The following is a 20,258-nucleotide window of genomic DNA, read 5'->3' on the forward strand; positions in this document are numbered from 1 at the left end:
ACCCCCGGATCGCACACCACGCGGGTTGCCACTCGTGGCGACTTCTCGCGTCTGGAAGTCACCGCGAGTGGCAACTCCCTGGGGAGGGGGTCACGAGTGGGATGCGCGGAGGTCGGCCAGGAGGGCGAGCGCCGCCGCCACCTCGGCCGGGCCGGCGACGCGGTGGTCCGCCGCCGTCGGGCCGTCGCCGCTCTTCAGACCGAGGTCGCCGGGGCCGAGCGCCACGAAGGCGTCCTCGTCCGTCACGTCGTCGCCGGCGTAGAGCACCGCGGTCGCCTTCGTGTACCGGCGCAGGTGCTCGACCGCCTCGCCCTTCGTCGTGCTGCGGATCGAGAACTCGATCACGTTCTTGCCGAGCCGCACCTTCAGGTCGTCGACCTCGGCCTGCGCCTCAGAGAGGGCGACGAGGTGCGCGACGCGGCTGCGCCGGTCGGTGGCGAGCCGGGTGTGCAGGGCGTAGCCGGCGGGCTTCGGCTCGAGCCACACCTGGTCGAGCGAGTCGGCGACCTGCTCGAGCACCTGCTCGAGCCGCGCCATCGACTCCTGCTCCTGCTCGTCGAGGGCGAGCACGTCGTCGGGGTCGTCGAGCCGCAGCTCGATGCCGTGCGACCCGACCAGCAGCACCTCGTCTCCGAAGCGCGACACCCGCTCGAGGTCGGCGACGCTCCTGCCGGACACGAGCGCGACGCGCGTCGCGGGCAGCGCGGCCAGCCGTTCGACCGCGGCGTGCGCCTCGGGCAGGGCCCGGGCGGCATCCGGCTCGTCCACCTCGGGCGCGAGCGTGCCGTCGAAGTCGAGCGCGACGAGCAGCCGCTCCGTCGTGGCGAGCTCCTCGAGCGCGTCCCGGAGGGATCCGGGGATCCCTCCGCCCGACCGCCCATCCGTCATCGCTGGTCCTGATCCCCCGCCGCGAGCTGCCGTGCGCTGTCGGAGGGCCGGGCCTCCGCCAGCGCCGTGAGGAAGTCCTGCGACCACCGTTCGACGTCGTGCTCGATCACGCGCGTGCGGAGCGACCGCATCCGCTGCCGTCGCTCGCCCCGCGGCATGTGCACGGCGGCGAGGATCGCCCGCTTGAGCCCCTCGATGTCGTGCGGGTTCACGAGCAGCGCCTGCTGCATCTCGTCCGCCGCGCCCGCGAACTCGCTGAGCACGAGCACCCCGTCGTCGTCGACGCGAGTCGCCACGTACTCCTTCGCGACGAGGTTCATCCCGTCGCGGAGCGCGGTGACGAGCATGATGTCCGCCGCGAGGAAGAGCGCCACCATCTCCTCGCGCGGGTAGCCGTGGTGGAGGTAGTTGATCGCGCTGTGCCGGATGGTGCCGTAGTCGCCGTTCACGCGGCCGACCGTCAGCTCGATCTCGTCGCGGAGCGCCTTGTACGACTCGACGCGCTCGCGGCTCGGGCTCGCGACCTGCACGAGCACCGTGTCGTTCACGTCGAGCTTGCCCTCGGCGAGCAGCTCCGCGTAGGCCGCGAAGCGGTGGCCGATGCCCTTCGTGTAGTCGAGCCGGTCGACGCCGAGCATGATCGTGCCCGGATCGCCGAGGTCGTGCCGGATCTGCTGCGCCCTGGCCCGCACGTCCGCGCGGTGGGCGAGGTCGATGTAGGCGCGCGCATCGATCGAGATCGGGAAGTGCCGGGCCACGACGGCCCGCGGCCTCGCGCCGCCCGAGTTCGGCCAGCGTCCCTCCCCCTGCGGCGGCAGCTCGACCCGGTTGTGCACGGTCGGCAGGCGGAACAGCCGGCGGACGGCGCGGAGGAAGTTGCCCGCGTCCGCGCGCCGCTGGAAGCCGATCAGGTCGGCGCCGAGCAGCCCCTCGATGATCTGCGAGCGCCACGGCAGCTGCGAGTAGAGGCCGTATGCCGGGAAGGGGATGTGGTTGAAGAAGCCGATGGTCAGGTCCTCGCGGCGCTCGCGGAGCATCCGCGGGACGAGCTGCAGCTGGTAGTCCTGCACCCACACCGTGCCGCCCTCCGCCGCGGTCGCCGCGGCGCGCTCGGCGAAGCGCTCGTTGACCCGCACGTAGGCGTCCCACCAGTCGCGCTGGTACTTCGGCGGCGCGATGACGTCGTGGTAGAGCGGCCAGATCGTGTCGTTCGAGAAGCCCTCGTAGTAGTCCCGCACGTCGTCCTCGGACAGCGTCACGGGCACGAGGTGCATGCCGTCCGTCGTGAACGGCTCGACCTCGTCGCCTGCGGTGCCCGACCAGCCGATCCAGGCGCCGTCGTTCGTCCGCATGACGGGCTCGAGGGCGGTCACGAGTCCGCCCGGCGAGGGCTTCCAGCGCGCGGTGCCGTCGTGCGCGATCTCCCGGTCCACCGGCAACCGGTTCGAGACGACCACGAAATCGAACCGCTCCTGCTGATCATCCCCGTCGATGCCGCACCCCTTCCGCAGAAGGGCAGGCTATCGGCCGCACCTCAGCGGAGGTCGAGCACGCTCTGCGCCGCCGAGACGAGCGAGGCGGCGTACGAGGCGCCGTGGCTCGCAGCGTGCACGGCGAGCGGATGCAGCTGGTGCAGCGGGATCCGCTCCTCGAACCCGGGCCGCAGGGCGTGGGCGCCGCCGTAGGCCGCGTAGACCGCGGCGAGGAACGGGCAGCCGAACAGGGCGAGCATCGCGAGGTCGGTCTCCCGGTGACCGCCCGATGCGGCGGGGTCGATGAGGACGGCGCCGTCGGGCGTCCACTGCAGGTTGCCGTTCCAGAGGTCCCCGTGGATGCGGGCGGGCGGTTCGTCGTCGTCGAGGTCGCCTGCGGCGATCCGCTCGCAGGCCTGCTCGACGAGGCGCAGCTCGGCGCCGCCGAGGTGGCCGCGCTCGGCCGCGCGGCGCGCGTACGGGAGCACCCGCGCCTCCGCGTAGAAGGCGCCCCACTGGGCCCAGCCCTCCGGCCGGGTGGGCAGCTCCTGGTTGCCGATGAAGGTCGGTCCGGCCCAGCCCTCGGGTGGGACGCCGAAGGCGGCGGCACCCGCGTCGTGGGTCGCGGCGAGCGCCGCCCCGAAGGCGCGGGCGTGCTGCTCGGTCGGCCGGGTGAGCTCGAGCGCCTCGAGGTCGATGCGTCCCGGCTCGACCGCGACGACCCGCACGACCGCCGCGCCACCGGCCGCCGCGAGCCACGCCAGGCCGGCCGCCTCGGCCTCGAAGAAGCCGCCAGGCGCGTCCTGCCGACGCTTCGTGTGGACCCGTCCGCTCATCCGCCCACGGTACGTCGGCCGCCTCGGCCGCTCATCCGAGCGCGGGCACCGCGGGCGGTGCGAACAGCGCCACCGAGGAGCGCCGCCGCGCGACGACCGCCACCGTGAGGGCGTAGGCGATCACGGCGGTGACCGCGAGCGTGGCGATGCCGCCGCCGATCGCGCCGCCGCTGCCCCCGGTGATCACGGCCTGCATCGCGCTCACCGATGCGGTGAGCGGCAGGAACGGGCTGATCACCTGGTACGGCGCGGACACGAGCTCGATCGGGTAGAGGCCGCCGACGGCGACGAGCTGCGCGCCGAGCAGCACGATCGAGATCACCGTGCCGGCGCGGCCGAAGAGCGCCGTGAGCAGCTGGTGCAGGGCGAAGAAGGCGACGCCGGTGATGACCGCGACGAGCAGGGCGAGCGCGGCACGGTCCCAGGGCAGCGCGAGCGTCGACTGCAGCAGCACGATCAGCAGCACCGCCTGGGCGACGGCGAGCACGGCGCCCCGGGCGAGCGCCGAGCCGACGAGCCGGCCGGAGCCGATGCCGGTGGCGAGCAGGCGACGGCGGATGGCGCCGAACAGCAGCACGGCGGCCGAGGCGCCGATCCAGAGGGAGACCGGCAGGATCAGGGCCGCGACGATCTGGCCGATGCTCGTGGTCTCGTGCTGCCGGACCGAGCCGGCCACGACCGGGTTGGCGACGACGTGCGCGATCTTCGCCGCCTGCGCGGTCGTGGTGTCCGGGATCGTGTCGACGGCCTTCTGCAGGCCGGTGCCGAGCGCGGTGGTGCCGGCCGCGAGCTTCGTGGCACCGGTCTGGCTCGAGCGGATGCCCGTGGCGATCCGGGCGGCACCCGTGCTCAGCTGGTCCGCCCCGGAGGCGATCCCCCGAGAGCCGGAGGCGAGCGACGAGGCGCCGGAGGCGAGCCCCTGCGCGCCGGACGCGCTCCGGTGGAGGCCGGACGCGAGGCTGCCGAGGCCCGACGCGAGACTCGCCGTCCCGCTGCGGAGCGGGGCGCCACCCGCGGCGAGCCTGTCGGCACCGCCGGCCGCGGAGGCGACGCCGCTCTGGAGCGCGGCGGCGCCGTCTGCGCCGGCCACGAGCCCGGCGTTCTGGTCGGTCAGCGCCTGCAGCCCGCCCTGGATCTGCGTGAGCGCGGCCTTCGTCTGCGGGCTGAGCGTCGGATCCGCGAGCACCTGCTTGAGGCCGTCGTTCGACTGGCTGACACCCTTGGTGTAGGCCCGCACCCCGGTCGGCAGCTGCTGCAGGCCGGCCGACTTCGAGGCGGCGGAGTCGAGGCCGGCGGCGAGGGACGAGACGCCCTTCGTATAGGTCGCGACGCCGCTCGCGAGCCGCGTGGCGCCGCTCACGGACTGATCGGCGCCGGACGCGGCGGAGCCGAGCCCGGTCGCCAGGGACGAGGCGCCGTGCCCGAGGGAGTCCGTGCCGGCCGCGATCTTCGTGGCCCCGCTGCTGAGGCCGTTGGCGCCGGAGGCGATGCCGTCCTGGCCGGCCGCGAGCTGCCCCAGCCCGCTCGCGAGCGAGGCGGTGCCGGCGCCGAGCTTCTTCGCGCCCGTCGCGGCCGAGCCGAGCTGGTCGTGCAGTGCGCCGTAGCCGCCGTAGAGGCCCTTGATCACGCCTTCGGCGATGGTGCTGCCGAGGGTGGCTGTCAGCGACGTGCCGAGCGACGAGGCGAGCTGGCTCACGACGTAGCCGTGCGCGTCGTCCGTGCGGATGGTGATCCGCGCCTGGTCCGGATGGCTGGACGAGACCGACGAGAGCGACTTCGAGAAGTCCTTCGGGATCGTCACGATCGCATAGACCGCGCCGGAGTCGAGGAGGCCCTTCGCCTGCTGCGCGTTGGAGAGCCGCCAGTCGATGGCGGCACCCCCGGACGCGGACGCCGGCTTCGTGAGCTGGCTGACGACGAGCCGGCCTGCGGCGATGACGGTCGTCTTCCCGTCGGCGCCCTTGGTCTGCACGAGGTGGTCCTGGTCGACGACCGCGGCGGGGATCGTGGCCTGGCCGGTGTCGGCGGAGGCGAGCGCGCCGATGAAGACGCCGAGCACGAGGGCCGGCACCACGGCGGCGACGACGAGCAGCACGATGCTGCGGAACGAGCGGTTCATCGGGATGCGGGGACCTTCCGCGCGGGGACGGTGGCGCCGAGCGGGATCTCGGCTGCGGTGGTGACGAGGACGGCGGCGCCGCCGCCGTCGGTGAGCTCGGGCAGGGCGGCGGCGAGGCGTCGCTCGGCCTCCCGGCCGATGTCGCCCACGTCGAGCACGACGACCTCGGCGCCGCCGGCGAGGGCGGCCGCGGCGAGCACGATGAGACGCTGCTCGGCGACGAGCGCGCCGAGCGGGGTGCGGGGCCCGAGGGTGCCGCGGGCGGTGCCGAGGGCGGGCTCGGCGGCGCGGATGCGCTCGAGCCAGATGGGCACGGATCCGCTGCGGGCGCGGCGCGGGGCGGCGCGGAGTCGCTCGGCGATGAGCTCGCCGACCGACACCTCGGCGGCGGTGCCGTCGTCGAGCACGGGCGCAGCGAGCCGGCGCACATCCGCGGCCTCGGATGGCACCGGGTGCCCGTCGATCTGCAGCGCGCCGCTCGCCGGCGCGAGGTGGCCGGTGAGCGTGGCGACCACGCCCCGGCGGAGCGCCGCGGGCACCGGCAGCGCGGTGACGCCGCCGCGCGCGACCCGGAGGTCGATCGGGGCGGTGTCGAAGGGCGCGACGCCGACGAGGCGGTCGGCCGAGAGCAGCCAGCCGTCCTGGCCGGCGGCCCACTCGAGCTGCTCGCGGCGGGCGGCGAGGCCGGCGCCCTCGATGTCGACGGACGGCAGGATCGTCTCGATCCACCGTGGGAGGTACCAGCCGGCGCGGCCGACGAGCAGCATCACGGCCGGCACGAGGGTCATCCGCACGAGGAAGGCGTCGAAGACGATGCCGGCGGCCAGCGACAGGGCGATCGGCTTGATGGTGCCGCCGCCCTCGGGGATGAAGGAGGCGAAGACGAACACCATGATCAGCGCCGCGGCGGTCACCACGCGGGCGCCGTGGGTGAAGCCGCGGCGCACCGCGACGCGGGCGTCGCCGGTGTGCACCCAGGCCTCGCGCATGCCGGAGACGAGGAAGACCTCGTAGTCCATCGACAGGCCGAACAGGATCGCGATCACGAGGATCGGCAGGAACGACAGCAGCGGCCCCGGCTGCGTGCCGAGCGCCCCGAACCAGCCCCACTGGAACACCGCGACCGTGACGCCGAGGCTCGCGGCGAGCGACAGCAGGAAGCCGACCGCGGCCTTCAGCGGTACGACGAGCGAGCGGAACACGGCCATCAGCAGCAGCACGGAGAGGCCGACGACGACGAGCACGAAGGGCAGCAGGGCGTTGCCGAGCCGCGTGGAGACGTCGATCTGCACGGCGGTCGTCCCGGTGACCGCGATCGGGATCCTGTAGTCGTGCCGGAAGGCCGGCTCGAGGGCGCGGATCCGCTGCACGAGCGCGATCGTCTTCGGCGAGTCGGGCGCGGACTTCGGGATGACCTGCACGATCGCGGAGTCGAGCGTCTGGTTCGGCGTCGGGGTGCCGACGGCGGCCACGTCGGGCAGCTTCGCGATCCGGGCCTTGATGTCGTCGAGCGCGTGGAGAAAGTCGTTGTTCTGGGTGACGTCGGCGAGGATCAGCAGCGGCCCGTTGCGGCCGGGCCCGAACTCCTTCGCGGTGAGGTCGTAGGCGGTGCGGGTGTCGGTGCCGACCGGCTGGCTGCCGTTGTTCGGCAGGCTGAGCTCGAGGCTCGCCGCGGGGATGGCGAGCACGCCGAGCACCGCGACGACGAGCACCACGGCGACGATCGGCACCTTCGCGACGATCGCGACCCACCGGGCGCCCATGGTGTGCACCTCGCCGGCGGCCGCGGCCTCGGCCCGCCGCGCCGCGCGGCTGCCGGGCTTCGGCACGAAGCGCTGCCCGCCGAGCGCGAGCAGCGCCGGCAGCAGCGTCACGGACGAGGAGACGGCGACGAGCACCGCGAACGCGGCGCCGACGCCCATGATCGAGAGGAACGGGATGCCGACGATCAGCAGGCCGAGCAGCGCGATGATCACGGTGGTGCCGGCGAACGCGACGGCGGTGCCGGCGGTCGCGACGGCCGCCGGGACGGACTCCGCCACCGGCATCCCGCTCGCCAGCTGGTCGCGGTGCCGGGAGATGATGAAGAGGCCGTAGTCGATGCCGACGGCGAGCCCCAGCATGAGCGCGAGGGTCGGCGCCGAGGTCGACACGTCCGTGAAGAGCGCGATGATGCGGATCGCCGCGTACGACAGCGCGACGCCGAGCACCGCCGAGACGAGCGGCAGCCCCGCCGCGAGCAGCGAGCCGAACGTGACCACGAGCACGACACCCGCGAACAGCAGGCCGAGGCCCTCCGTGTAGCTCACCCCCACGGACTGCTGCTGGAACGCCTGCCCGCTGAAGGCGACCTGCATCCCCGCGTCTCGACCGATGGCGGCGGTGTCCTTCAGCTGCTGCTTCGTTGTCGCCGTCACGCTCGAGTCGGCGGCGCGGAACTGCACGGCCACGATCGCGGCCCGGTGGTTCGACGACAGCGCCTTGGTCGAGTACTTGCTGAACGGGCTGGCGGCGCTCTCGACGCCGGGGACCTTCGTGATGGCGGTGACCATCCGGCCGATCGCGGCCTTCTCGGCCGGGTCGTCGATCCGGTGGCCCGCCGGAGCGACGAGCACCGCCTGTGCGCTGCCACCGGCGGCCTGCGGGAAGACCGCGTCGAGGCGGTCGAGCGCGGCCTGCGACTCGGTGCCGGGGATGGAGAAGCTGTCGGCGAGCTTGCCGCCGAACCCGAAGCCCACGACGGCGAACACGAGCAGCAGCCCCACCCACGCGCCGACGACGCGCCACGGACGGCGGTGCGCGAAGCGGCCCAGGCGGTACAGGAACGCGGTCATGGTGCGATGCCGTCCTCGAGGGGTGTCGGATGCGACGGCGGTGTCGCGCGGATGGGAGTGGAGCGGGTGGGTCAGGCGGGTTGCGCGGTGGCGCCCGGGAGCACGAGCTCCGCGAGCACGGAGCGGAGCATCGGCCGCAGCACGTCGTCCGGCAGGCGCTCGGTGCCCCAGCGGTCGGCGGCGACGAGCATGAACGCGGTCCCGGCGAGGGCCACCCCGAAGCGGATGGCGTCGCGCTCGGAGCCCTGCTCGGGCCGGAGCAGCTCCTCGACGCGGCGCACGAGACCGTCCACCTCGTCGATCACGGGGATGCCACGGAGGGCGCTGCCGTGGCTGACCACGACGACGACCTCGAGGCGGTGGTCGAAGAGGAAGTCGACGAACTGCGCCAGGAACGCCTCCATGCCGGCCGGGTTCTCGAGGTCGGCGGAGTCGATGAGCGCGCACAGCGGCTCGATCGCCGGGCGGACGGCGGCGTCGAGCAGCGCCTCCTTGCTGGCGAAGTGGTAGAGCACGCTCGACTTCGAGAGCCCGGCGTCGTCCGCGATCCGCTGCAGGGAGGCGCCCTCGAAGCCGACCGCGGCGAACTGGCGCAGCGCGGCGGCGATGAGCGGTGCGGCTCCGGATGGCATGTGGGCGAGCGTACTGCACGATCGGTCAGACCCTGCACAATCGGTCAGCCCCGATCGGGCTCCTCCCCCCTCCCCCGACCGGAGTCCTCTGGCGAGTTGCCACTGCTGGCCCTCCAATCGCCCCCTCGAGGGCGGAAAGTGGCAACCCACGAACTCGCCAGAACCCGCGCGAGGTCCGGAGCGCGTGGGTTGCCACTTCTGGCCCGCAGCCGCCCGATGGAACGACGTGAGTTGCCACTTCTGGCCCCTGAAGCGCGCCCTCGAGGGCGAAGAGTGGCAACTCACCGCACGGGAGAGTCGCCGCAGGCGCGACGCACAGCGCACCACCAGACGACCGTCGGTGGACGGCCAGTAGCCTCGCATCATGGGCACCCTGCGGAAGTACCTCTTCAACGGCGTCATCATCTCGTCGCTGATCTCCGGCATCGGCGCGCTGCGGCAGCAGCGGAAGTCGCCGGCGGACTGGCGCACCGTCCTCACCTGGGCGTCCTGGATCCTCAGCTTCCTGGTCGCCGTCGGCACGGTGCGCATCGAGTCGCAGAAGGCGGACCAGCCGAAGCCGAAGACCAAGGAGGAGAAGCAGCAGCGCGCCGCCGAGGAGCCTGCCACCGGCCCGAAGCCGATCAAGCGCGCGCGCACGAAGGCCTGAGGGCCTCCCTCTCCTACTCCTCGGCGGTCGTCGACACCGGCCCGGTGAAGTTCCGGCCGCGGCGATCCGCCTCGGCCGAGCCGCCGAACAGCTCGCGGTCCCCGCGCTCCCCCGCCGCGGCCGGATCCTCGGCGACGCTGTCGCGGTCGCGCGTCAGCACGAGCCGCGTGCGCGGCAGTGCCTCCGGCGACGTGCGCTGCAGCCAGCGGATGAGCTCCTCCCGCACGAAGCAGCGGAGGTCGAAGAGCGTCCCGGCATCGACGGCGGTGAGCAGGATGCGCACGTGCACGTACCCGCCGATCGCGTCGGTCACCTGCAGCACCGCGGTGCGCCCGTCCCAGAGGGTGGTGCGCCCGAGGATCTCGTGCAGCGCGTCGCGCATCCCCTGCGGGTCCACCCGGAAGTCGAGGTCGAACTCGACCGCCTGCATCAGCTGCGACGAGGTGCGGGTCCAGTTCTCGAACGGCGTGGTGGTGAAGTAGGTCGACGGCAGCACGAGCCGCCGGTCGTCCCAGACGTGGACGACCACGTAGGTGAGGGTGATCTCCTCGATCCGGCCCCACTGGCCGTCGGCGACGACCACGTCGTCGACGCGGATGGCGCCCGAGAACGCGAGCTGCACGCCCGCGATCACGTTGCCGAGGGTCGACTGGGCGGCGACGCCGGCGATGATCGACACGATGCCGGCGGAGGCGAGCAGGCTCGCCCCGGCGGCGCGCGCCGGCGGGAAGGTGAGCAGGATCGAGGCCAGCGCGACGACCACGATGACGGCGACCGCCAGGCGGCGGATGACGAGGATCTGGGTGCGCACCCGCCGGGCGACCCGGTTGTCCACGACGTCCATCCGGTAGCGGTCCAGGCCGATGTCGACGAGGAACGACACCACCCGCGCGGCGAACCAGGCGCCGGCGAGGATCGCGAGGATCGCGAGCACCTCGTCCCAGGCGCCCCGCTGCATCGTGAGCAGCGACGCGTCGAACCCGGCCCAGGCGAGCAGCACCACGAGCACCGCCCGGAACGGCCAGCGGAGCCGCTGCACGCTGCCGGCCGGCCAGCCGCGACGCCGGGCGACCGCGCCGAACACGACCCCGAGCACGAGCGACGCGGCGAGCGCCACCACCACCCCGACCGCGACGTCGAAGAGGATCCGGCTCCAGGTGGTGCCGATGATGTCGATCCACAGGCTGTACAGGTCCACGTGCGCCTCCCTCGGCTCGACCGTCTGCTCCCGGCCCCCTCGCCTCGCGGGAACCCAGTATCGTCAGCCGGCCCCGAGGATCCAGTGGCGAGCGCGACGGGGCTCGGATGCGCCGCGAGCGCTCAGGACGCGGCGGCCACCAGCGCCGTCAGGAGTCGCAGGTCGGTGTCCTGCTCGGGGTGCCACTGCACCCCGACGGCGAACCGGTGCGACGTCGACTCGACGGCCTCCACGATCCCGTCGGCGCTCCGGGCGACGACCATGAGCCCCTCGGCCACGCGGTCGAGCGCCTGGTGGTGGTGGCAGCGGACGGTGATCGGCACGGCCGAGGGCAGGATGCCGCCGAGCAGCGTCCCGGAGTCGATGGTCACCTCGGTCGGCACGAAGACGCTCGGCTCGTGCCCGTGGCTCACCGTGGTGAGCGCCGGCAGGTGCTGGTGCAGGGTGCCGCCGAGCGCCACGTCGAGCAGCTGCACGCCCCGGCAGATCGCGAGCACCGGCATGTCCCGCTCGAGCGCGGCGAGCACGAGCGTGCGCTCCCACGCGTCCCGCTGGGGCCGCGACGGCTCGGTGTGCGGGTCCCGCTCCGCGCCGTAGAGCGCAGGATCGACGTCGACACCGCCGGAGAGCACGAGCGCGTCGACCGCGCCGAGCACCCGGTCGATCGTGGCGTCGTCGAACTCCTGCGGTGGCAGCAGCATCGGGACACCGCCCGCCGCGGCGACCGCGAGCAGGTACTCCTCGGGCACGAGCGCGTACTGCCCGACCCAGCCCTCCTCATCGGCGAGCTCGAGCGAGGTGGTCACGCCGATCAGCGGCTTGGCGGCGGTCACGGGGCTCCTGTGCAGGGGTCTGGCGGCGGGCGGGAAGCAGGGACAGTATGCGGCCGCCCGGCGACCCCGTCCGCTGGACGCGTGCTCAGGCGACGTCCCGGATCCGTCCAGCCCACGTGCATATCGTCGGCGCACACCGACCGACGACCGAAAGGAACCTCATGGCTCAGGTCATCGAGACCATCGACGTGGATGTGCCCGTCGACAAGGCGTACAACCAGTGGACCCAGTTCGAGTCCTTCCCCCACTTCCTCAGCTTCGTGGAGTCCATCCAGCAGGTGGATGACACCCACAACCACTGGAAGGTGAAGATCGGCGGCGTCGAGCGCGAGTTCGACGCGGTCGTCACCGAGCAGCACCCGGACGAGCGCGTCGCGTGGAAGAGCGTCGACGGCACCGAGCACGCGGGTGTCGTGACCTTCCACAAGCTCTCGGACACCTCCTCGCGGGTGGCCGTGCAGATCGACTGGAACCCGCAGGGCGTCGTCGAGAAGGCGGGCGACCTGCTCGGCTTCGACGAGCGCAGCGTGAAGAAGGACCTCGCGCACTTCAAGGAGTTCATCGAGGCCCGGCCCACCGAGACCGGCGCCTGGCGCGAGGACGTCCCCCGCTCGTGACGCGGACCCCTCGTTCGGCGGCTCACCTGCTCCGGCAGGTGGGCCGCCGCCGTCCGGGCACCCGATGAGCGCGTTCGACGGCCTCGAGGCTCAGCCTGAGGGCGAGGGGCGCTGGCGCGTCGTCGAGACCGGGCGCCCGGCATCCGAGGCGGGGATCGCGACCGTCACCGGCGACGAGCACCAGGGCTTCTCGCTCGCGGCCGAGCCACCCGCGCCGCCCGCCGGCCCCTACGGGACCCTCGCGGATGCCGTGGACGCCGTCGCGATGTGGCGGCTCGCGCGCTTCCGGGGCGACCGCCCGTAGCGACACCCGTGCGGTGTGCAGGACCGCGGACGATGCGCAGGACCGGCGACCCGGATCCGTCCTGCACCACGCACCGGATCCTGCACATCGCGCGGGACGGACGGCGCGTCCGTCCTGATCAGCACCCGCATCCGACACGCCGCACACGGTTCGCCGCCTGTTCGCCGCCCGCTCGTAGCCTCGGCGGCAGATGGAAACCGATCCAGAGCTCCTGCGTGCCGCGGCCGCCACGAGCCGGCTGTCCCCCGCCCGTGAGGTCCGCGTCGACGACGCGGTGCCGATGCTCCGCTTCCTCGTCGGCAGCTGCCGCGCGACGGTCGCGCTGGTCCGCTTCCTGGTCGAGGTCGCGCGAGCGGACGCCTCGGATCCGATCCGCATCACGCCCCGGATCCTCCGCAGCATCTGACGCCGAGGGGCGCCTCCGGCACCGCTTAGTGTGTGCTGGTGCTCACGGTGGTCATCCCCTGGCGTCCGCAGCCCTCCCGGCTCGCGGCGTTCGACCGCGTCGTCGACTGGTACCGGCGCGAGTTCCCGGATGCGCGGATCGTGCCCGTCGACTCCGGTGACGAGGTGTTCAACCTGTCCCGCTGCCGCAACGTCGGCGTGGGCCTCGTGGAGGACGTGCGCTCCGTCGTGGTGCTGAACGACGCGGACACGATCCCGGAGCGCGGACCGCTGCTCGAGGCGGTCGCCGCAGCCGCCGACTCCCCGCTCGTGCACCTGCCGTACACCGAGTACCACTGGCTCGGCGCCGAGGGGTCCGCGCAGTTCGCCGAGGGCGCCTCGCTGCGCGAGTGCGCGTCCGAGCTCGTGCGCGGCGCCTGCTCGGGCGTCTACGTGACGACGCCGGAGACCTGGTGGAGCCACGGCGGGCAGGACGAGCGCTTCGCCGGCTGGGGCTACGAGGACGCCGCCTGGTCGGTGGCCCACGAGACGCTGCTCGGCGCCCCGCCGGCCCGCCACGAGGGCCGGGTCTTCGCCCTGCACCACGTGCCGCAGCCGCGCAGCGGATCGCAGTACGAGGCGAACGCGGGCCTGATGGACCTCTACCGCCGTGCCGCGGTCGACGTGGTCCTCATGCGTCAGCTCGTGATGGTGCCGGAGACGGCCTCGAACGCCCGGAGCGCGCCCGGCGCCTGACGCAGGTCCGCCGACACCGGCTCGAGCACGGACCGCATCGCCGGATCCAGCACGCGTTCGATCGCGGCGCGCAGGTCGTCTGTGGTCGCCTCGTTCGGTGCGAGCGCGACGGCGACGCCGAACCGCTCCAGCGCCGCGGCGCCCGCGAACTGGTCCGTCGAGAACGGCAGCACCACGAGCGGCACCCCGGCCGTGGCGGCCTCGGTGACGCTGTTGTTGCCGCCGTGGGTGACCGCTGCGGCCGCGAAGCCGAGCAGCCGCACCTGGGGCAGGAACTCGCGCACGAGCCAGCCGGCCGGCGGGGTCGGCAGCGCGGCGGGATCCGCGGATCCGGTCGCGATCGCGGCCCGGAGCCCGAGCCCGGCGAGCGCCCACATCACCCGCGCGAGCACGTCTGCGCGCTCGGAGAGGAAGCTGCCGAAGCTCACGTAGACGAACGGGCCGCCGCCCGCCGCGAGCCACGCCTCGACCTCGGGATCCGCCGCCTCCTCGCGGACGGCCGAGCCGAGGAACGCGTGCCGCAGCCCGTCGAGGCGGCCGGGCTCGGCGAACGCCGCGGGATAGTTCAGCAGCACGGTCTCACCGTGGGCGCGGAACGCGGAGACGACCGCGGGCGCGTTCGGTGCGATCTCGGCCAGGGCCGCGTTCCACTCGCCGGTGAAGCGGGAGTCGACCTCGGCGCAGAGCGCGTGCAGCGCGGCGAGCGCCTCCGGGTCAGGCGAGAACGCCGCCGGCCAGGCCGGCGGGTAGCCGTAGACCTCGTCGCCCACCGGCAAGGCCGTGGGGTGGCCGAGCACCACATCCGCATACGGCGCCTGCGCGGCGGAGAGGCCGAGCCGGGCGCTGAAGGCGAGGTGGTCGACCAGCACCGCGTCCGGCGCGACTGCGTCGACGATCCGCGCGACGTCGGCGGCCGCACGCACCGGCTCGTAGAGCAGGTCGGTGAGCCGCTCGGTCGCCTGGTACGCGAGCGTCTCGACCATCCCGCGGCGGGTGGCGGCGAAGAAGCCGCGCAGCGAGTCGTCCTCGCCCGCCGGCTGCTCCTCCGCACGGATGACGCCCGCGTTCGAGCCGCGGCCGAGCCGCAGGTCGGCGCGCTCGTAGCCGAAGGCGGACACGATCGAGGCGGTCGCGGGGCCCGTCGCCACGACGACCCGCTCCCCCGCGTCGCGCCAGGCGGTCGCCAGCGACGCGAGCGGGAACAGGTGCGAGGCGTAGTCGGGGCTGACGACGAGCAGCGTCATCGGACGAGCCCCGTCACGCGCCCAGCCACGCCTCGGCCGCGAGCTCCTCCTCGCGGACGCCTGTGTAGACGTCCCGGAGGGTGCGGGCCATCGCGCCGATGGTGAAGCTCGCCTCGACGGTCGCCCGCGATCGGGCGGCCCGCTCGTCCCCGGACTCCGCGCCGGCGGCCGCGAGCGCGTCGACCATCGCCGCGCGCAGCGCCACGACGTCCCAGGTGGCGGCGAGGAAGCCGGTGACGCCCCGCTCCACGTACGTGGCCGGTCCGCCGCCATCCGGAGCGACGACGACGAGCCCGGCGGCCATGGCCTCGAGGATCGCGATGCCGAACTCCTCCTTGAGGCTGCCGCAGACGTAGACGCCGCGCGGCGCGGCGAGCCCCGGCACGCCGAAGCGCACCGCGGCGACCCAGCGCGCGACGTCGTCGTTCGGCCGGTGGCCGGCGAGCAGCAGCCCGGCGGCCGCGCGCTGGTCGGGCGGCACGATCGCGTCGATGCGGTCGAGCTGGTCGCGCTCGTCCGCGGACGGATCGACGAGGTCGCCGCCGATGAGCAGCAGGTTCGCCGCGTCCGCGAGCGGGCCGTCGGCCCAGGCCTCGACGATGGTCGCGGTGCCCTTCACCCGGTGGAAGCGGCCCACGCTGACGAGCAGCGGCAGCCCGCGGCGCTCGGCGGGCAGGGTCTCCAGCAGGGCCTCGAGCCCGGCGAGCGGCGGGGTCGGGGGCAGGCCGGCCGCGTGGTCCGCGGACTCGAGCACGGACCGGTCGACCACGTCGAGGTCGATCCCCTCCGGCACGATGCTGTGCCGCTCCGGGTGGGCCGTGAGGTCGATGCCGACGAGCTCGCGCATGTCGCGCTCCAGGTCGGGTCGCGGGAACAGCACGCTGCGCGACGCGTCCGCGGCGAGCCGCTCGACGAGCCGGGCGCGGAACCAGAAGTGGTCGGTCTCGTCGGCCTGCCCGAAGGTCGCGCGGGTGAGCGCGCCGGCCGCGTCGAGCGAGTCGATGACGGCGTGCGGATCGGGCGCGACCGTGAAGGTGACGGGGATGTCGAGCTCGCGGGCGACGTCCGCCGCCGCGAGGCTGCCGACGTCGGCCATCCGCAGGTGGAGCACGTCGACGTGGCCCGCGGCCCGCAGGATCCGGCGGATGCCGCGGCGCGCCACGACGCGGAGGGGCCACGCGTCCGCCGAGCCGACGGGGTCGGTGAGCAGCGGCACGCGGCCGTAGACGTGGCCCCGCTCCCCCGCCCGGATCTCCTCGGCGCTGGCGAGCGCGTCCTCGGCGGAGCCGCGCGACATCGTGATCACCCGGTCGACGCGGGTGTCCGCATCCGGCGACAGCAGGGCGTTGCCGAGGCGCACCAGGAGGGTCGCGATGCCGCCGTTGTCGCCGCTGCCGGCGCGGGTGAGGCCCGCGTCGATGTCGGCGTGCAGGAACAGCTGCGCCACGGTGAGGCCGTCGGTCTCGACGCGGGCGGCGGGAGCGGCGAGGTCGAGCAGGGCGAGCCGGGCGACGTCGCCGAGGTGGCCGCCGCGCTCCGCGAACGCGGCGAGCAGGGATGCGACCTCGGCGTCGTCGGGGCGCTGCCCGAGCGCGGCGATCGCCGCGGCGCGCACCGGACGGGGTTCGGCCTGGTCCTTCACGATCGCGACGAGCGGGCGGGTGGCCGAGTGCCGGCGCACCAGGCCGAGCGTGTCGACGAGCCGGGTGCGCGGTCCGGTCTTGCGGATGCCGACCAGGGCCCCCTCGAGCCCGACGAGCAGGTGGTCGGGCACGACCTGCGACCAGCGCTCGAGCGTGCGCTCGGCGAGCATGCCGCCGAACCCGCCCTCGGCGACCATGGCGATGAGCCGGCCCATCGCGTCGACGCGCGGCAGCCTCTCGCCGAGCACCTCGGCGGCGTGCTCGCGGAGGAAGCGGCGGTCACTCGACAGGAGCCGGGTGAGGGCGAGATCCGCCTGCTCGTCGACGACGCGGCCGAGCGCGTGGGTCGCCGCGATGGCGGTGAGCTGGTCGGAGCCCGCGATCGCGCTGGTCAGCACGCGGATGGTGCGTGCGCCGTTCGAGCGGCTCGCCTCGAAGGCGAGGTCCTCGGCGGCACGCATGGCGCCCACCAGGCGGTGCGCGCCGCGCACCTCGTCCAGCGCGGTCTGGATCCCCATCCGCCGTCCCTTCGTCCGCTCGCTTCGTCACGGGCGAAACGCCTGATCGTATCCGCAGAATTCCCTGCGACCGGCGGGGCGCCCGCCTCCAGTACGCTTCCGCAGGACTTCGGAGGGCGGGCACGGATGCGCTTGGTGGCCATCGGCGACATCGGGGTCGTCGACGGCATGATCCACGTCGGCGACGAGGCGATGTTCGAAGCACTCGTGCTCGCGATGCGCGCCAGGGCGGCCACCGCGGTCACGGGGCTCTCGTCCGCGCCGGCGGACTCGGCCGAGCGCTACGGCGTCGAGGCGGTCCGGCCGATCGGGTTCGCCCCCGCGTCCGGCCGGGGCGCCATGACGGAGCGGCTCGCGCGGGTCACCGCGGTGGCCGGGGGCGATGCGCGGGCGCTGCCGGCCGACGACCCCGTGCACGCGGTGGTCGCCGCCGTCGCGGACGCGGACGGCGTCGTCGTCGCGGGCGGCGGGAACATGGCCTCCACCTGGCCGATGCACGTGTTCGAGCGCGCCGCGCTCGGCCGGATCGCGGCCGCGCTCGGCCGGCCGCTCGTCGTGTCCGGGCAGACCCTCGGCCCCGATCTGTCGGCCGAGGACGCGGCGCTCGTCGCCGAGCTGCTCGCCGGGGGGCGGCTCGTCGGGCTGCGGGAGGACGCGTCCGACGCCCTCGCCGGAGGCCTCGGGATCGAGTCGCCGCGCCGCACGCGCACGCCCGACGACGCCGCGTTCCTGCCCTCCGGGTCGGAGCCGACCCCCGACGAGCCCTACTGCCTGGTCACCCTCGCGCGCCACGTCGGCGACGCGGATCCGGCCGCCGCAGAGGCGGCCTCCGCGGCGCTGCTCGACGAGGTCGCGGCGAGCACCGGGCTTCGCATCGTGTTCTCCGCGCACTTCGGGTCGCTGCGGCCGGGCGAGGTGCGCGGCGACGACGCCGTGCACGCGGGCGTCGCGGCACGGATGCGGGCGGCCGTCTCCGTCGAGCCCGTGGTCGACGCACGCCGGTCCGCAGCACTCGCCCGGAACGCCGCCCTCGTCGTCTCGAGCCGCTACCACCCGGCCGTCTTCGCGGCGTCCGCCGCGGTGCCCGTGGTGGGGGTGGCCGTCGACGAGTACACCCGGGTGAAGCTGACGGGCGCGCTCGGCACCTCGGGCCAGGCGTCGGTGGTGGCGCTCGGCGAGGTGCTGGACGGCCGCGCGCGTGCCCGCGTCGCCGACGTGTGGGCGGCGCGGGACCGCATCCGCTCCGAGGGCTCGGCCGTCGCGCTGGAGCGGCGGGCCGATGCCGAGCGGTGGTGGGACCGGGTCGCCGACGTCCTCAGCGCCGGCGCGCGTCGAGCCTGAGCCGCACCATCCGGCCCGCGACGCCGACGACCAGCACGACGATCCCGACCAGGACGGACACCGTGGGCAGCGTCACGACGAGCACGGCGCAGCCCACGGCGCCGAGCACCGCGACCGCTCGCGGGTACCGCCGGTGGGAGCGGTCCTGGGTGAGCGCGGAGGCGTTCGCGAGCAGGTAGTAGAGCAGCACGCCGAAGGACGAGAAGCCGATGGCGCCGCGCAGGTCGGAGACGAGCACGAGGCCGCAGACGACCGCCGCGAGTACGACGGTCGCACGCCAGGGCACGGCGGTCCGGGCGGACACCGCGGCGAGCGGTCGCGGCAGGTCGCCGTTGCGGGCCATCGCGAGGCTCGTGCGGCCGACCCCGGCGAGGAGCGCGAGCAGCGAGCCGAGCGAGCCGGCGGCCGCGCCGATCGCGACCACCGGCACGAGCGCCGCGAAGCCGGCGGCGAGCACGACGTCGGCGAGCGGCGCCGCGGATGCTCCGAGCCGTGGGCCGAGCACCGCGAGGCAGGCGGCGGCGACCGCCGCGTAGACGACGAGCACGATGCCGAGCGCGAGCACGATCGCTCGAGGGATCGTCCGGGCCGGCTCCCGTACCTCCTCGCCGAGCGTCGCGATCCGCGCGTAGCCGGCGAAGGCGAAGAACAGCAGCCCCGCCGAGGGCAGCACGCCCGCCCACCGCCAGGGCGCGACGCCGGCCGCGCCCGGATGCCCTGCAGCGAGGCCCGTGGCGACGACCACGACGAGCACGACGAGCACCGCCGCCACGAGCACGCGGGCCAGCGCGGCGGTGCGGGTGATCCCGGCGAGGTCGACGGCGGTGAGCACGAGCACGGCCAGGATCGCGACCGGCTTGCCCCAGCCGGGCGGCGCGACGTAGCCGGCGACGGTGAGCGCCATGGCCGCGCAGCTCGCGGTCTTGCCGATGACGAAGCTCCATCCGGCGAGGAACCCGGGCCACGCGCCGAGCCGTTCCCCGGCGTACACGTAGGTGCCGCCGGACACGGGGTACTGCGCCGCGAGCTGCGCCGACGACGTGGCGTTGCAGAAGGCGACCACCGCGGCGATCGCGAGGCCGAGCAGCAGCCCGGATCCCGCCACCGCGGCGGCGGGCGCGAACGCGGCGAAGACGCCGGCGCCGATCATCGAGCCGAGCCCGATCACGACGGCGTCCGTCGGCCCGAGTCGTCGGGCGAGGGCGGATGCGGACGCGGTCACGGCGTGGATCCTGCCGCAGCCCGGTGAACGCGGCGCGACCCCCTCCCCTCCCCTCCCACCCCTCATCGCGCCGTTCCGGAGAAACCGGCCGACACGCCGCATCCGGCGACGAGATCGCGGCGTGTCGCGCAGGAACTCCGGAACGGCGCGAGAACGAGGTCAGGTGGGCGGCGGACCGACCTCGTAGCGCAGCTCCGCGAAGACCCCGGCGACGCGGGCATCCGTCAGCCGCAGCCGCCCTTCGAGCCGCCGCGGCAGCAGCGGTGCGCCGCCGGCGAGCAGCACGGGCGCGACGGACAGCTGCAGCTCGTCGAGCAGACCCGCGTCGGCGAACACGGCCGCGAGCGGGCCACCGCCCACGAGCCACACGTCCCGCTCCCCCGCCGCCTGCACCATCTCGGCGTGGACCGGCCGCACGTCACCCGACACGAAGCGGATGTCCGCCCCCGGGATCCGCGGCAGGTCTCGGTGCGTGAACACCCAGGACGGCCGGTCGCCATAGGTCTGCTGCCATCGCTCGGGGTGCTCGAGCAGCGGCTCGTGGGCGAGCACCCACTCGTAGGTGGTCGCGCCCATCGCCATCGCGCCGATGCCGTCGAGGAAGGATGCGAACCCGCCCTCGGTGCCCTCGTCGGACAGGGTGAGCAGCCAATCGAGGGAGCCGGCGGCATCGGCGAGGTACCCGTCGAGGCTCATGGCGGTGGAGTACCGGGTGCGCGTCATGCCGCCGATCCTGCTCCCCTCCTGCGGATCGCGCCGTTCCGGAGA

18 protein-coding genes are annotated in these 20,258 nt (G+C 74.4%); 6 read left to right on the plus strand and 12 right to left on the minus strand.

Annotated features, from left to right (window positions below; translation table 11 throughout):
* Positions 1-90: 90 nt before the first annotated feature.
* The 6 genes from otsB to VIG76_RS10795 all read right to left on the minus strand — a co-directional run bounded on the left by otsB (position 91) and on the right by VIG76_RS10795 (position 8,781).
* Entirely contained in the window at positions 91-888 is a 798-nt protein-coding gene (gene otsB / locus VIG76_RS10770) for a trehalose-phosphatase (protein ID WP_331953950.1), read from the minus strand.
* The gene (locus VIG76_RS10775) at positions 885-2,399 is read right to left on the minus strand and encodes an alpha,alpha-trehalose-phosphate synthase (UDP-forming) (RefSeq protein ID WP_414640636.1); all 1,515 of its coding nucleotides are present in this window, start codon (positions 2,397-2,399) and stop codon (positions 885-887) included. The genes otsB and VIG76_RS10775 overlap by 4 nt, the downstream gene beginning before the upstream one ends.
* A gap of 23 nt (positions 2,400-2,422) precedes the next feature.
* Positions 2,423-3,196, minus strand: a complete 774-nt coding sequence (locus VIG76_RS10780) for a fructosamine kinase family protein (RefSeq protein WP_331953952.1) — start codon at positions 3,194-3,196, stop codon at positions 2,423-2,425.
* A 31-nt stretch (positions 3,197-3,227) separates the two neighbouring features.
* Complete coding sequence (locus VIG76_RS10785) at positions 3,228-5,315, minus strand: YhgE/Pip family protein (RefSeq protein ID WP_331953954.1); 2,088 nt, start codon at positions 5,313-5,315, stop codon at positions 3,228-3,230.
* Positions 5,312-8,149 (minus strand): MMPL family transporter, encoded by a 2,838-nt coding sequence (locus VIG76_RS10790; RefSeq protein WP_331953956.1) that lies wholly within the window; start codon positions 8,147-8,149, stop codon positions 5,312-5,314. The genes VIG76_RS10785 and VIG76_RS10790 overlap by 4 nt, the downstream gene beginning before the upstream one ends.
* A gap of 71 nt (positions 8,150-8,220) precedes the next feature.
* On the minus strand, positions 8,221-8,781 hold the full coding sequence (locus VIG76_RS10795; protein WP_331953958.1) for a TetR/AcrR family transcriptional regulator: 561 nt from the start codon (positions 8,779-8,781) through the stop codon (positions 8,221-8,223).
* A gap of 364 nt (positions 8,782-9,145) precedes the next feature.
* On the opposite strand from VIG76_RS10795, the gene VIG76_RS10800 reads away from it, so the two are divergent.
* Positions 9,146-9,430: a hypothetical protein gene (locus tag VIG76_RS10800; RefSeq protein WP_331953960.1), complete on the plus strand. Its 285-nt coding sequence runs from the start codon at positions 9,146-9,148 to the stop codon at positions 9,428-9,430.
* 13 nt (positions 9,431-9,443) lie between these two features.
* On the opposite strand, the gene VIG76_RS10805 is transcribed toward VIG76_RS10800, so the two are convergent.
* Both VIG76_RS10805 and VIG76_RS10810 read right to left on the minus strand, forming a co-directional pair.
* Entirely contained in the window at positions 9,444-10,628 is a 1,185-nt protein-coding gene (locus VIG76_RS10805; RefSeq protein ID WP_331953962.1) for a mechanosensitive ion channel family protein, read from the minus strand.
* A gap of 122 nt (positions 10,629-10,750) precedes the next feature.
* Positions 10,751-11,461, minus strand: coding sequence for a gamma-glutamyl-gamma-aminobutyrate hydrolase family protein (locus VIG76_RS10810; RefSeq protein WP_331953964.1), 711 nt, complete (start codon positions 11,459-11,461; stop codon positions 10,751-10,753).
* A gap of 161 nt (positions 11,462-11,622) precedes the next feature.
* On the opposite strand from VIG76_RS10810, the gene VIG76_RS10815 reads away from it, so the two are divergent.
* The 4 genes from VIG76_RS10815 (at position 11,623) to VIG76_RS10830 (ending at position 13,522) form a co-directional block, all read left to right on the plus strand.
* On the plus strand, positions 11,623-12,078 hold the full coding sequence (locus tag VIG76_RS10815) for an SRPBCC family protein (protein WP_331953966.1): 456 nt from the start codon (positions 11,623-11,625) through the stop codon (positions 12,076-12,078).
* A gap of 64 nt (positions 12,079-12,142) precedes the next feature.
* Positions 12,143-12,382, plus strand: coding sequence for a hypothetical protein (locus tag VIG76_RS10820; RefSeq protein WP_331953968.1), 240 nt, complete (start codon positions 12,143-12,145; stop codon positions 12,380-12,382).
* Positions 12,383-12,572: 190 nt separating this feature from the next.
* Positions 12,573-12,788: a hypothetical protein gene (locus VIG76_RS10825; RefSeq protein WP_331953970.1), complete on the plus strand. Its 216-nt coding sequence runs from the start codon at positions 12,573-12,575 to the stop codon at positions 12,786-12,788.
* 38 nt (positions 12,789-12,826) lie between these two features.
* Positions 12,827-13,522, plus strand: a complete 696-nt coding sequence (locus VIG76_RS10830; protein WP_331953972.1) for a hypothetical protein — start codon at positions 12,827-12,829, stop codon at positions 13,520-13,522.
* Here VIG76_RS10830 and VIG76_RS10835 read toward each other — a convergent pair.
* Positions 13,465-14,766: a glycosyltransferase gene (locus VIG76_RS10835; RefSeq protein ID WP_331953974.1), complete on the minus strand. Its 1,302-nt coding sequence runs from the start codon at positions 14,764-14,766 to the stop codon at positions 13,465-13,467. The two genes, VIG76_RS10830 and VIG76_RS10835, sit on opposite strands and share 58 nt — an antisense overlap.
* Before the next feature lie 13 nt (positions 14,767-14,779).
* Entirely contained in the window at positions 14,780-16,927 is a 2,148-nt protein-coding gene (locus VIG76_RS10840) for a glycosyltransferase (RefSeq protein WP_331953976.1), read from the minus strand.
* Positions 16,928-17,062: 135 nt separating this feature from the next.
* On the opposite strand from VIG76_RS10840, the gene VIG76_RS10845 reads away from it, so the two are divergent.
* Positions 17,063-18,268 carry a polysaccharide pyruvyl transferase family protein gene (locus VIG76_RS10845; RefSeq protein WP_331953978.1) on the plus strand — a complete coding sequence of 402 codons (1,206 nt, stop codon included), beginning with the start codon at positions 17,063-17,065 and terminating at the stop codon, positions 18,266-18,268.
* Here VIG76_RS10845 and VIG76_RS10850 read toward each other — a convergent pair.
* Positions 18,243-19,490, minus strand: a complete 1,248-nt coding sequence (locus VIG76_RS10850) for an APC family permease (RefSeq protein WP_331953980.1) — start codon at positions 19,488-19,490, stop codon at positions 18,243-18,245. The two genes, VIG76_RS10845 and VIG76_RS10850, sit on opposite strands and share 26 nt — an antisense overlap.
* A gap of 159 nt (positions 19,491-19,649) precedes the next feature.
* Positions 19,650-20,213 carry a dihydrofolate reductase family protein gene (locus tag VIG76_RS10855; RefSeq protein WP_331953982.1) on the minus strand — a complete coding sequence of 188 codons (564 nt, stop codon included), beginning with the start codon at positions 20,211-20,213 and terminating at the stop codon, positions 19,650-19,652.
* Between the last annotated feature and the right edge of the window lie 45 nt (positions 20,214-20,258).

It is taken from the genome of Amnibacterium sp., assembly GCF_036559085.1.
Lineage (GTDB): Bacteria > Actinomycetota > Actinomycetes > Actinomycetales > Microbacteriaceae > Amnibacterium.